The organism is Hymenobacter sp. PAMC 26628 (assembly GCF_001562275.1).
Taxonomy (GTDB): domain Bacteria; phylum Bacteroidota; class Bacteroidia; order Cytophagales; family Hymenobacteraceae; genus Hymenobacter.
In genome coordinates this window covers 1,614,147-1,626,858 of record NZ_CP014304.1, presented here as the reverse complement: position 1 = coordinate 1,626,858, position 12,712 = coordinate 1,614,147, and the positions used below count along the sequence as shown (strand labels likewise).

General features: G+C 64.9%; 8 protein-coding genes. 5 read left to right on the top strand and 3 right to left on the bottom strand.

Annotated elements, in window-relative coordinates; genetic code table 11:
- Nucleotides 1-21: 21 nt before the first annotated feature.
- Nucleotides 22-375 carry a hypothetical protein gene (locus tag AXW84_RS07260; RefSeq protein WP_068230708.1) on the bottom strand — a complete coding sequence of 118 codons (354 nt, stop codon included), beginning with the start codon at nt 373-375 and terminating at the stop codon, nt 22-24.
- Between the two features lie 335 nt (nt 376-710).
- Between AXW84_RS07260 and AXW84_RS07255 the strand changes: the two genes are divergently transcribed.
- From AXW84_RS07255 to AXW84_RS07245, 3 genes are all read left to right on the top strand, one after another.
- Nucleotides 711-2,885 carry a bifunctional alpha,alpha-trehalose-phosphate synthase (UDP-forming)/trehalose-phosphatase gene (locus tag AXW84_RS07255; protein ID WP_068230706.1) on the top strand — a complete coding sequence of 725 codons (2,175 nt, stop codon included), beginning with the start codon at nt 711-713 and terminating at the stop codon, nt 2,883-2,885.
- Nucleotides 2,886-3,199: 314 nt separating this feature from the next.
- A complete protein-coding gene (locus AXW84_RS07250) occupies nt 3,200-5,716 on the top strand; it encodes a TonB-dependent receptor domain-containing protein (protein ID WP_068230702.1) in 2,517 nt (838 codons plus the stop codon).
- Nucleotides 5,717-6,049: 333 nt separating this feature from the next.
- Entirely contained in the window at nt 6,050-8,728 is a 2,679-nt protein-coding gene (locus AXW84_RS07245; RefSeq protein WP_082773753.1) for a TonB-dependent receptor domain-containing protein, read from the top strand.
- A 97-nt stretch (nt 8,729-8,825) separates the two neighbouring features.
- On the opposite strand, the gene AXW84_RS07240 is transcribed toward AXW84_RS07245, so the two are convergent.
- Both AXW84_RS07240 and AXW84_RS24635 read right to left on the bottom strand, forming a co-directional pair.
- Nucleotides 8,826-10,631 (bottom strand): glycoside hydrolase family 15 protein, encoded by a 1,806-nt coding sequence (locus tag AXW84_RS07240; RefSeq protein WP_068230696.1) that lies wholly within the window; start codon nt 10,629-10,631, stop codon nt 8,826-8,828.
- A gap of 129 nt (nt 10,632-10,760) precedes the next feature.
- Nucleotides 10,761-10,916 carry a hypothetical protein gene (locus tag AXW84_RS24635; protein WP_157886874.1) on the bottom strand — a complete coding sequence of 52 codons (156 nt, stop codon included), beginning with the start codon at nt 10,914-10,916 and terminating at the stop codon, nt 10,761-10,763.
- A 233-nt stretch (nt 10,917-11,149) separates the two neighbouring features.
- On the opposite strand from AXW84_RS24635, the gene AXW84_RS07235 reads away from it, so the two are divergent.
- Both AXW84_RS07235 and AXW84_RS07230 read left to right on the top strand, forming a co-directional pair.
- Nucleotides 11,150-11,536, top strand: a complete 387-nt coding sequence (locus AXW84_RS07235) for a response regulator (protein ID WP_068230692.1) — start codon at nt 11,150-11,152, stop codon at nt 11,534-11,536.
- 4 nt (nt 11,537-11,540) lie between these two features.
- The gene (locus AXW84_RS07230) at nt 11,541-12,587 is read left to right on the top strand and encodes an adenylate/guanylate cyclase domain-containing protein (RefSeq protein WP_068230689.1); all 1,047 of its coding nucleotides are present in this window, start codon (nt 11,541-11,543) and stop codon (nt 12,585-12,587) included.
- The last annotated feature ends 125 nt before the right edge of the window (nt 12,588-12,712 follow it).

The window sequence follows — 12,712 nt, the reverse complement described above, 5'->3', positions numbered from 1 at the left end:
ATGCTTGGCCGGGGCCCCGGGCTACCGCCCGCGGCCGCCCCGCCCACCGAAGCCACCGCGCGGGCCACCCCCGCCGCGGGGGCCACCGTTGAAGCCCCCGCGCGAGCCACCGTAGCTGTGCCCTTCGTTGTAGTGGCCGTAGCCGCCGCGGTAGCCGCCGCCACGGTTCGGCACCACGATGACGTTGGTGCGGGGGCCGTAGTAGGGCCGCGCGTAATAGCCAGGGGCCCCGTAGCCGTAGCCGTAGCGGGAACCGCCGTAGCCGTAGCCATAGCCCCCGTCGCCGTAGTAGCCGCCGGCCCCAAGGGAGGCGGTGCAGCCGCTGAGCAGCACCACAAACAGCCCCAAAACGAATAACATGGATTTAGCTTTCATATCGAAAAGCGCCGGAGCGCGTCAGTTAAAAGTGACAGAAGAACGTTGTTATACTATACAAAATACAGGCCAGAATAATTACCTGAACCCGTAGCTACTGCCATTTGGAGGGGGCCCCACGGCCCGTATTCTGCGCCCCGCGGGGCGGTATTTAAGCGGTTTGGGGCCCGGTATTTTCAGGTCCCCAGCCGGGGCCGAGGGAGGCCGCCGGGTGGCGTTGGCAGGGGCCCCGGGGGGCGGGAGGCACCTCAAAACATGAGGGAAGAATGAGCACAATGCCCCGTTTTCGGTGTTGTGTCCGTATACCATCGGATTCTACCCTCCGCACACCCCGCATGCCAAGAACCATTATTGTCTCCAACCGCCTCCCCACCAAAGTACAACGCACCGACAACGGCCTTACCTTTCAGCCCAGCGAGGGCGGCCTGGCCACCGGCCTGGGCTCCATCTACCGCAAGGACGGCAACGTGTGGGTGGGCTGGCCGGGCTTGTTTCTGGAAGACGCCACCGAGGAGCAGTACATCACCGAGGCCCTGCAGGGCGACAGCATGGCCCCGGTGTTCCTCACAGAGGCCGAAATCCAGGATTATTACGAGGGCTTCAGCAACTCCACGCTCTGGCCCACTTTCCACTACTTCCCGCAGCTGGCCACCTACGAGCCCGCCCACTGGGCTGCCTACGTGGCCGTGAACGAGAAATTTTGCCAGGCCGTGCTGGCCCAGGCGGGCCCCGAAGACACGATTTGGGTACATGACTACCAGCTGCTGCTGCTGCCGGCTATGCTGCGCGTGGCCCGGCCCGAGGCCACCATTGGCTTTTTCCTGCACATCCCGTTTCCATCGTACGAACTGCTGCGGGTGCTGCCCTGGCGCACCGAGCTGCTGCAAGGCCTGCTGGGGGCCGACCTCATCGGCTTCCACACCTTCGGCTACATGCGGCACTTCCTCAGCGCCGTATCGCACTTGCTGGGTTACCCCACCACCAACGGGCTCATTGAGACGCCCACCCGCACGGTGCTCGTCGACGCCTTCCCGATGGGCATTGACTACGAGCGGTTTGTGGAGGCCGCCGCTTCCGACGAAGCCATCCAGCACGAAGCCGTGTACCGCCAGGCCTTGGGCACGAGCCGCGTGGTACTTTCCATCGACCGGCTCGACTACACCAAGGGCATTGCCCAGCGCCTGCTGGCCTTCGAGCTGCTGCTGCTGCGCTACCCCGAGTGGGTGGGCCAGGTGAGCCTGATCATGGTGGTGGTGCCCTCGCGCGACCAGGTGCCGCAATATGCTGCGCTGAAACAAGAGATTGACGAGCTGGTGGGCCGCATCAACTCCCAGTACCGCACCATCGGCTGGAACCCGATCCACTACTTCTACCGCTCGTTTCCGCTCGAAGAGCTGGCCTCCCTCTACCGCCTGGCCGAGGTGGCCTTGGTGACGCCCGTGCGCGACGGCATGAACCTGGTGGCCAAGGAGTACATCGCCAGCAAGGCCGACGGCCACGGCGTGCTCATCCTCAGCGAGCGGGCCGGCGCGGCGCGCGAACTCTCCGATGCCCTGCTCATCAACCCCACCGACCTCGTGGGCCACGCCGAGGCCCTGCACCAGGCCTTGGTGATGCCCGCCGAAGAGCAGGCCCAGCGCCTCGACGCCATGCGGGCCCTGGTGAAGCGCTACAACGTGTTTTCGTGGACGCGCCTGTTCATGAACCAGCTCACCTACAGCAAGATCAAGCAGCACACGCTGGCCACCGACTTCCTCAGCCCCGCCGCCATCGGCCGGCTGGTGGCCGACTACCGCGCCGCGCCCCGGCGCCTGTTGCTGCTCGACTACGACGGCACGCTGACCGGCTTCCACCCCAACCCCCAGCGCGCCGAGCCCGACCACGAGCTGCGCCTGCTGCTGGGGGCCCTGGCCGCCAACCCCCAGAACCGGGTGGTCGTCATCAGCGGGCGCGACCGGGGCACGCTGCAACAGTGGCTCGGCGACCTACCCCTCGATTTCATTGCCGAGCACGGCGTGTGGCTGCGCCCGGCCGGCCAGGAGTGGGAGCTGTTCCAGGCCCTGCGCAACGACTGGATGCGCGAAATGCGCCCGGTGCTCGACCTGTACGTGGCCCGCACCGCCGGCTCGTTTGTGGAGGTGAAGGACTACTCGCTGGTCTGGCACTACCGCCGCGCCGACGCCGACCTGGGGGCCGTGCGCGCCCGCGAGCTGCTCACCCACCTCACCTTTATGACGTCGAACACCGACTTGCAGGTGATGGAGGGCAATAAGGTCATCGAAATTAAGAACGCCGGCATCCACAAAGGCGCCGCTGCCAGCCGCTGGCTGGCCCAGTACCCGGCCGATTTTGTGCTGGCCCTTGGCGACGACCGCACCGACGAGGACACCTTCCGGGCCCTGCCCGCCGCGGCCTACACCATCCGGGTGGGCACCGGGGCCCGCTCGCTGGCCCGCTTCCACCTGCCGGGCGTACCGGCCGTGCGCGACTTGCTGCGCAAGCTGCTTTAAACCAATTTGGCCGCTAAACGCAACAGCGGGGCCCCGACCAATCGGTTGGGGCCCCGCTGTTGCGTTTAGCGGCCCCGCTGAGCTTGCTCGGGCACGCCGGGGCCCCGCGCGTTTGGGGCCCCGACGCGCCGGAGCCGGTGGCAGATTCGGCTGCTAATTCCTATCTAATTAACATGAATTTCTGTTAAAATTAAATCAAGGCAATATATCAGTGCAGCTGCTGGCGGCGTTTACATTTGGCGGTAAGGAGAGAATCTGGACTGCAACTAATTAGATCCAAATCGTCTCTTTAAGCCGTTCTTTCCCTACCTTCTATGAAGCATCTTTTCGCTGTGGTTTACCGGCTGCTGCCGCTGCTATTTTTTATAGTGCTCGGCCAGCGGGCGGCGGCGCAGGCCCCGGGCAGCGGCTCGGTTACGGGCACGGTGCTCGACTCGCTCACGCGGCAGCCGGTGCCGTTTGCCTCGGTGGTACTGCTGCTGCCGGCCCCGTCGGAGAAAGCCGCGGCGGGGCAATCGGCCGATGAGCAAGGCCGCTTTGCGCTGACCAAAGTGAAGGCGGGCAGCTACCGGCTGCGCATCAGCTTCGTGGGCTACGGCGTGCGCACCCAGGCCGTGACGGTGGCGGACGGGCCCCTGGCGCTGGGGCCCATCCGGCTGCCGGCCACGGCCCAGCGGCTGGGCGAGGCGGTGGTGGTGACCCAAAAGCCGCTCATGGAAGTGAAGCCCGACCGCCTGGTGTACAACGCCGAGCAGGACGTGACCAACGCCGGCGGCACCGCCCAGGACGTGCTGCGCAAGGCCCCGCTGCTGGCCATCGACGGCGACGACAACGTGACGATGCGCGGCAACAGCAACTTTAAGGTACTGATTAACAACAAGCCTTCGCCCACGCTGGCCGCCAACCTGAAGGAAGCCCTCAAGAGCATTCCGGCCAGCCAGATCAAATCGGTGGAGGTAATTACCACACCGCCGGCCAAGTACGACGGCGAAGGCACGGCCGGCATCATCAACATCGTGCTGAAAAAGGGGGCCCAGCAGGGCCTCAACGGCACCGTGGCGGCCAACGGCGGCACCCGGGGCAGCAACGGCAACGGCTCGCTCAACTTCCGCCAGGGCAAGTTCAACTTCACCTCCTCGCTCAACGGCGGGCTGAACTACAACAACCACAACGCATCGAATAGCGAGCAGGTAACCTACCGCAGCACCCGCAACGACACACTGCGCCAAGACGGCACTGGCAGCAGCCACGGCTACTACGGCTCGGGCTCGGTGGGCCTCGACTACGACCCGGCCGAGCACCACAGCTTGTCACTCAACGGCTCGTTTTTCAGTTACGGCGGCACCAACCAGTCGGGCAACCTGAACCGCTACACCACGCCGCTGCCGGGCTTCGGGGCCCTATTTTTGCGCGACTCCCGCTCGACCTACGGCGGCGGCAACGCGGAGGTAACCGGCACCTACACCCGCACCTACAAACAAGAGCGGCGCGAGTGGAGCAGCATCTTGCAGTACGCCTACAACGGCAACCGCAACGGCTACGAGTTCAACCAATTCAACAACACCGACCGGCCGCTCGACGTGGGCCTGGCCAGCTACCGCGAACGCAGCACCACGCGCCTACCGGGCCACGAATACACGCTGCAAAGCGACTACACCCTGCCCCTCGGCGAGAAGAAAACCCTGGAATTTGGCGTCAAAGGCATTTTGCGCCTCACCGGCTCGCAGGCGCAGGTCGATACGCTGTTTCCGGCGCAGGCCGCCGACTTTGCCACTTCCCGGTTCCGCGGCACTTCGTTCGACTACCGGCAGGACGTGGAGGGCGCGTACGCCACCTACAGCTTCGACGCCACGGAGAAGCTGCACCTGGGCCTGGGCGGGCGCGTGGAGCGCACGGGCCTTTGGGCCGAGTTTGCCAACACCAACACCGGCATCCCGTACCGCAGCTACGTCACGCCGCTGCCCAACGCCAACTTGAGCTACGCGCTGAGCAAAACCAGCAGCCTGCGCCTGGCCTACAGCCGCCGCATCAGCCGGCCCTACATCTACTACCTGAACCCCTACGTCAACCGCAGCAACCCCATCAGCTACTCCTACGGCAACCCCAACCTCGACCCGGAGCTGACGCATTCGGTGGAGCTGAGCTATAATAACTTCGTCAAAACAACTTCCTTCAACGTGGCGCTGTCGGTGCTGCGCACCGGCAACTCGATTGAGCAAGTGAGCTTTGCCAGCACCCAGCCGCTGCTGCCCGTGCCGGACGAGATTGTGCCCGCCCCCAACCTGGTGCTGACCACCAGCGCCAACGTGGCCAGCAATACTGCCTTCCAGCTCAACGGCTACGCCTCGGCCAAGCCCACCGAAAAATGGAGCCTCAGCGTGGGCGGCAACGTGGAGTACTTGCTGCTGCGCAGCACGGCGCTGGATTTGTCGCGGAGCGGCTTCGCCGGCAACTACAACGTGAACACCTCTTATAAGGCGACCAAGACGCTGACGCTGCAAGGCAACCTGTACCACAGCCTGGCCCGGCCCACGCTGCAAGGGCGCAACAGCGGCTTCATCTACTACGGCCTGGGCCTGCGCCAAACGCTGCTCAAGGGCCGGGCCGATTTGTCGTTCAACGCCCAGTACCCTTTCACGGCGCAACGCACCTTCGAGTACGCGACGGCCACGCCCGCCTTCGCGCAGAACAGCCGCTACACCAACCAGCAGCGGCAGTTTCGGGTGGGCTTCACCTACCGCTTTGGGCAGCAGCAGGCCTCGCGCCAGCGCAAAAGCATCCGCAACGACGACATCAAGGGCGGCGGGGGTGGCCAGGGCAGTGGCAGCTAAGCGGTTGACCAGACAGGGGTTGTCATTCCGACGAAGGAGGAATCTGAGAATTGTCATTGCCTGGTTTTACCCAGATTCCTCCTTCGTCGGAATGACAACCCCTTATTCAAATAGGCCCTAAGTTACCGGGCCCCAGCGGTCAGTTGCACGCACTCAACCCAGCCCCGTTGCTTCGAAACCCCGGTTGCTTCCGCAGCCGGGGTTTCAGCTTTTTAAGCCTAACCGTGCACCGTGCTAAAAGCAGTCGCAGTAAAGCAGATTCAAGGCATTGTGAGCAAAAGGTGAAACAACCTTTTGTCGCTGGCGGCGCCTTTCGGGGGCTACTGAATTGCTATGCCCCCACGGATTACCCCCACCCGCTTGCTGCTGGCCTCGGTTTTGGCTTGCCTTATTTCCTTCAGCTACGGCCAGCAGGGCCCCGCGCGGGGCCCCGGCCCGCTCCCGCTCGGCCGCGCCGCCGGGCCCCTGACTGGCACCGTGGCCGACGGCGCAACGGGCCAGCCCATTCCCTACGCTTCGGTGGCGGTGCTGAACGCGGCCGGCGCGCCCGTGAGCGGCGGCGTGTGCGGCCGCGACGGGCAGTTTGCGCTGCCGGGCATGCCGCCGGGCACCTACACCCTGCGCGTCAGCTTCCTGGGCTACCAGGATTTCGTGCGGCCGGGCGTGGTGGTGCCGGCCGGCGGGGGCCCCGTGGCCCTGGGGGCCCTGCCGCTGGTGGCCGCGGCCCAAAAGCTGGGCGAAGTGGTGGTGACGGCCCGGCAGCCGCTGGTGGAAGAGCGGGTGGACCGCACGGTGTACCACGCCGAAAACGACCTGACCACCCGCGGCGGCGACGCCACCGATGTGCTCAAGCGCGTGCCGCTGCTCAGCGTGGACCTCGACGGCAACGTGAGCCTGCGCGGCAGCCAGAACATCAAAGTGCTCATCAACAACAAGCCCTCGACCATCATGGCCAACAGCGTGGCCGACGGGTTGCGGCAGCTGCCGGCCGACCAGATCAAGGCGGTGGAAGTCATCACGTCGCCCTCGGCCAAATACGACGCTGAAGGCTCGGGCGGCATCATCAACATCGTCACCAAAACGAACACCCTGCGCGGGGGCCAGTTGGGCCTGGACGGCAGCGGCGGCACCCGCTCGGGCACCCTGAACCTGAACGGCGGCTACCGCACCGGCCGCATGGGTTTCGCCCTCGGCGGCTTCGGGCGCGCGGGCTACAACACGCCCGGCAGCTTCACCAACGACCAGCTGACCACCAACCCCACCACGGGCCCCCAAACCCGCACCACGCAGGCTGCCGCCACGCGTCAGAACCAGCTATTTGGCCGCTACACGCTGGGCTGGGACTACGACCTCGACCCGCGCAACTCGCTGGCGGCCACGCTCACCTACGGCACCCGCAACGCCACCAACTACCAGGACGCGCTGGCCACGGCGACCGCCGCGCTGGGCTCGTCGGGGGCCCCTATTACCTCGGTGCGCAACGTGAAAGCCACCGACGAATCGGGCACCATCGACGCCAGCCTGAGCTACACCCACGCCTACGATGTGCCGCAGCGCGAGTTGAGCGCCCTGGCCCTGCTGAGCCGCAACAACCGCACCTTCGCCTTCAACAACGACACCTTTGCGGCCAGCGACGCGGCCCAAACCGGTGCCGCGGGCAACGACAACCGCAGCTCGAACCAGGAGCTGACGGCTCAGGTGGACTACCAAACCCCCACCGGCCAAAACCAGCTGCTGGAAGTGGGCGCGAAGGAAATCCAGCGCACCGTGCGGAGCGACTACCGCTACTACGGCCAATTGGCTAATTCCCAGGCCGACAACTCCTTTCAGTACAACCAAAACGTGGCCGCCGGCTACGTGGCCTACACCATCGGCCTGCCCCAGGGCTTCACCCTGAAACCCGGTGTGCGCTACGAGTACACCGCCATCGCGGCCGACTACGGCCAGGGCCCCGTGGGCAAAATTCCCGACTACGGCGTGCTGGTGCCCAGCGTAAACGTACTGCGCAAGCTCACCAACGGCAACGTGCTGAAGCTGGCCTACAACCGCCGCATCCAGCGCCCCTCGCTGCAATTCCTGAACCCGAACGTGCAAGCGGCCAACCCGCTGATCCAAACCCAAGGCAACCCCCTGTTGGGCCCCGAGCACACCAACAATTACGAGCTGGGCTACAGCACGTTGCTCAAGCAGGCCAACCTGAATTTCACCACCTTCGTGCGCAACACCACCGGCTCCATCCAGTCGGTGCGTACGCCGCTCGGCGACGCCAGCTACCCCGGGGCCCTACGCATCACCTACGCCAACGTGGGCCAGGAAGACGCCTACGGCGGTAGCGCGTTTGCCAGCCTCGACGTGGGCCCCAAGCTCAGCCTCAACGGCGGCGTGGACGCCTACTACGCCGTGCTGCGCAACAACGTGCCCGACCCCCGCTACGCCGCCCGCAACGCCGGCCCCGTGCTGAGCGGCCGCCTCTACGGCAGCTACGCTTTGCCCCGGCACTGGGGCTTGCAGGTATTTGGCTTTTACCGGGGCCAGCAGGTGCAGCTGCAAGGCTACCAAAGCAACTTTGCCGTGTACAGCATGAGCTTGAAGCACGACTTCGCCGCCAAAAAAGGCAGCCTGGGTTTCGGGGCCGAAAATTTCTTCTCGCCCAGCAATACCGTTCGCACCGAAATCAGCGGCCTGCTCCTCGCCCAAAGCAGCCGCAGCGTACAGCACCTCACCAGCTTCAAAATCTACTTCAGCTACCGCATCGGCCAACTAACCGCGGAGCCCCGCGCCCACAAGAGCGTGCAAAACAACGACCTGAAGCTGGACGAAAACGGCGGCGGCAGCCAGGGCAGCGGCGCCGCGCCGGCTGCCACCCGGCCTACCCCGGCCGCCAGCCCCATCCCAGCTACGCCCACCGCCCCGGGGCCCCCGGTGGCCCCCGCACCGGCAGATTCGACCGCGCCGGGCACTGCTACGCCGAGCAGCCGCCCACCGGCGGGGGCCCTAGGCAAGCAGCCGTAGGGCTGGGGCCCCAGTGCTTACAGAACAAAACGCAAAAGGCCGTTTGGAGTGCACTCCAAACGGCCTTTTGCGTTGCAGATTTAGCTTACGAAGCGGCTTAGCGCTCGGGGCTCACGGGGCCAATGAAGTTGGGTAAATCCAGCTTTTTGGCGATGCGGTAGGCGGCGTTCACCAGGCCCACGTGGCTGTAGGCCTGGGGGAAGTTGCCCCACTGCGAGCCGGTTTTGGCGTCCACGTCCTCGCTGAGCAGGCCCAGGTGGTTGGTGTACTTGGCCAGCTTGTCGAACTCCACGATGGCCTCGTCGACGCGGCCCACGCAGGCCAGCGCGTCCACGTACCAGAACGAGCAGATGAGAAACGTCGTCTCGGGCGTGCCGAAGTCGTCTTCGTGGCGGTAGCGGTAGAACAGGCCCTCGGGCGTTTTCAGCTCCTTTTCCAGGGCCTCCAGGTGGCGGTGGGCCCGGTCGGAGGTGGGGTCGAGGTAGCCCATCATGATGAGCTGGATGGTGCTGGCGTCGAGGTTTTCCGAGCCGATGGCGTTGGTGTAGGCCCCCTGCTCGGGACTGAAGCACTCCTCGATGTGGGCGGCGGCGGTTTCGCGCAGCTGATTGGCTTGGGCCTCTAGGTCGGGGCGGCCCAGGCGGCGGGCCACCCGGGCGGCGGCGTGGCTGCCGGCCCAGTGGAACAGGTAGGTGTAGCAGTGCTTCTGGGCGATGTGGCGGAACTCCCAGAGGCCAGCGTCGGGCTCGTCCATCGTCTTGGCAATCATCTCCAAGGCGTCGGTCACCAACTGCTCGGCGTTGCGGCGGTTGGGGTCCTGGAAGCGTGCATCGACGTAGAGCGGCAGCAGGGCCACCAGCACCTGCCCATACACGTCGTTCTGGACGTGGGTGTAGGCGTCGTTGCCGATGCGCACCGGCTTGTTGCCCAGGTAGCCGGCCAAATCCAGCTCCTGTTCCACCAGCTTGGCTTCGCCGCTGATGCCGTACAGCGGCTGGTAGCGGGCCTGCTTGGGGCGCGGCAGGTTGGCGATGTACTGGAAGTAGCGGTCCATTTCCTCGAAGTGGCCGATGTTGTTGAAGGCCGTGAGGATGTAGTAGGTGTCGCGCATCCAGCAGTAGCGGTAGTCCCAGTTGCGGGTGCTGCCGGGGGCCTCGGGCAGGCTGGTGGTGGTGGCCGCGATGATGGCACCGGTGTCCTCGTACTGGTGGATTTTCAGGGCCAGCGCCGAGCGGATGACCTGCTCCTGGCGGAAGTTGCCGATGCTGGTGCTCTTCACCCAGCCACGCCAGTAGGCCAGCGTACTGCGCAAAAATTGCTCGGCCGTTTTTTCCAGCGGCGCCTCCAGCGGGGCCCCGTAGGTGAGCACCAGGTACTTGGTTTCGTTCAGCAAAAACTCTTGCTCATCAAGCACATAGGTGAGCGGGATGTTGGTGGTGAGGCGGATTTCTTCTTCCAGGCCCAGGTAGGCCACGTGGTTCGAGCTGCGGCGGCGCGTGAGGGGCAGGCGGCCGTAGTCGCCCACCGGGCGGCAGGCCACGCGCACGCGGGGCGTGCCGCCGAGCGGCTCCACCTTGCGCACAAACATCAGCGGCTTGTAGTAGCGCTCGTACTGGGCAAAGCGGGGCGCAAAATCCGTGACGCGGTAGCTGCCTTCTTCGGTGGTAATCTCGGTGCAGAGCACGTTGGTGTTCTCCTCGTAGTACTGGTGCGAGGTGAACGGGGCCCCGGCCGCCGGCCGGATGCTGTACTCGCCGCCTTTCTCCTCGTCGAGCAAGCTGCCGAAAACAAAGCTGCTGTCGAAGCGCGGCCAGCAGAGCCAGCGCACGGCGGTGTCGGTCCCAATCAGGCCCAGAAAGGCGCAATTGCCGATCAGGCCCATGTCATAGGTGTGTTTGCTCATCAAAATCCGTCGGTTGGTGGGCCGGGCCGGGGCGGCCCGGGGCCCCCGTGTACCCCGTTTGGGGCCCCATAGTTGCCCCGGCCACCGGCGCCAACGGCAAAATTTACCGCGCTACGCTCTAATCATTAGTTACTTACCGGCTACGTTAAAGTTTTCCGGGGCCCCACCGGCGGCGGGGGCCCCGGGCAGCGCGGCGGCCGGGGCCAGGCGCGTGCCCAGGGCCAGCAGCGCGGCTAGCGCCAGGGCCAGGTAATAGCGGAAGTAGCGTTGAATATTGGTGAGCACGGCCCAGCTGAGTTAAGTGCTTCAAATGTAAGCGAAAACCCCAGGCTAGGGTTGACTTTACACATCTACGGCGGGGGCGGCTGAGCCAACGGCCGCCCTTGCCGGGTGAACATTCAGATAATTATATTCATTATGTACTACATTCCATATCTCATCGCCTCTTTCGCATCCTGCCCGGGTGCGGCGGGGCACAGCCGGGGCCGGGGCGCTGGTCATCTTTTTTCCATTGTGTGATGAAAATCCTGGTAGTTGACGACGAGCCCGACGTGCCGCTGCTGTTTGAGCAGCGCTTCCGTCACGAAATCAGCAGCGGGGCCCTAGCGTTTGCCTTTGCCCACTCGGGCGCGGAGGCGCTGGAATATTTGCAGCAGGCCCACCACTACTCGGAGGTGGTACTGATTCTGTCCGACATCAACATGCCCGGCATGAGCGGGCTGGAGCTGCTGCGGCGCATCAAGCTGGCCCACGCCGTGCCCCCGCCCGCCGTGATGATGGTCACGGCCTACGGCGACGCCGACAGCTACCGCCAGGCCATGCAGCTGGGGGCCCAGGATTTCCTCACCAAGCCGCTCAACTTTGCCGACCTGCGGCAAAAACTCGCCCCGCTGCAAGCCGCCTAACTGTATGACGACCAAGATTCTGGTGATAGACGACGAGCCCGACTTGGAGCTGCTCATCAAGCAAAAGTTTCGGCGCAAAATCCGGGAAGAGGCCTACGAATTCCGGTTTGCGCGCGACGGCGAGCAGGCCCTGGTGCGCGTGGGCGAGTGGCCCGAACTCGACGTGGTGCTCACCGACATCAACATGCCGGGCCTCGACGGGCTGGCACTGCTGCCCCGCCTGGCCGCCGCCAACCCCGTGCCGAAGGCCGTGATGGTGTCGGCCTACGGCGACATGGCCAACATCCGCACGGCCATGAACCGGGGCGCGTTCGATTTCGTGTGCAAGCCCGTGGACTTCGCCGACCTGGAGCTGACCATCGACAAAGCGGCCCGGCAGGTAGCGCAGCTGCGCCAAACGCTGCGCGCCATCCAGGAAAACAACATTTTGCGGATGTTCGTGGACGAAACCGTGCTGAACGTGATGACGCGGCCCGACTTCCAAACCACTTTCACGGCCAGCGAAACGGTGGCGGCCACGGTGGTGTTCATCGACATTTGCGGCTTTACGGCCCTGGCTGAAGTGCTGGCCCCCGCCGACGTGGTGACGCTGCTGAACACGTATTTCGACCAGGCGGTGCGCGAAATCATTGCCCAGGGCGGCCACGTCGACAAGTTCATCGGCGACGCCATCATGGCCGTGTTCCGGGGCGAGTACCACCTCGACCGGGCCGTGGACGCGGCCCTGTCCGTGCGCGCCGCCGTGCAGGCCAACGCCACCACCCTGCCCGACGGCACCACCTACCAGCCGCAGCTCTCCATCGGCCTCAACGCCGGCGAAATGGTGTCGGGCAACATCGGCTCGGCCTCCCTCAAGCGCTTCGACTACACCGTCATCGGCGACGCCGTGAACCTGAGCCAGCGCCTGCAAGCCGCCGCCAAGCCCGGCCAAATCATCATCAGCGCCGCCGTGTTCGAGCAGGTAAAAGAATCTTTCCAGTGCCTGCCGCTAAAGGAAGTCAGCCTCAAGCACAAGGCCAAGCCGGTGATGATTTACGAGGTTGTGGCTTGATTAAGGAAGTCATGCAGAGCGCAGCGAAGCATCTTTCCCACGGCACTAATCAATGAGTTAGTCAGCGGTAAAGATGCTTCGCTGCGCTCTGCATGACGGCCTGGCGGGTTGGGTGTACCGCCAAG

Bases quoted from the DNA above. Each gene is read 5' to 3' on its own strand.
- AXW84_RS07260 (WP_068230708.1), bottom strand. From the start codon at position 375: ATGAAAGCTAAATCCATGTTATTCGTTTTGGGGCTGTTTGTGGTGCTG.
- AXW84_RS07255 (WP_068230706.1), top strand. From the start codon at position 711: ATGCCAAGAACCATTATTGTCTCCAACCGCCTCCCCACCAAAGTACAA.
- AXW84_RS07250 (WP_068230702.1), top strand. From the start codon at position 3,200: ATGAAGCATCTTTTCGCTGTGGTTTACCGGCTGCTGCCGCTGCTATTT.
- AXW84_RS07245 (WP_082773753.1), top strand. From the start codon at position 6,050: ATGCCCCCACGGATTACCCCCACCCGCTTGCTGCTGGCCTCGGTTTTG.
- AXW84_RS07240 (WP_068230696.1), bottom strand. From the start codon at position 10,631: ATGAGCAAACACACCTATGACATGGGCCTGATCGGCAATTGCGCCTTT.
- AXW84_RS07235 (WP_068230692.1), top strand. From the start codon at position 11,150: ATGAAAATCCTGGTAGTTGACGACGAGCCCGACGTGCCGCTGCTGTTT.
- AXW84_RS07230 (WP_068230689.1), top strand. From the start codon at position 11,541: ATGACGACCAAGATTCTGGTGATAGACGACGAGCCCGACTTGGAGCTG.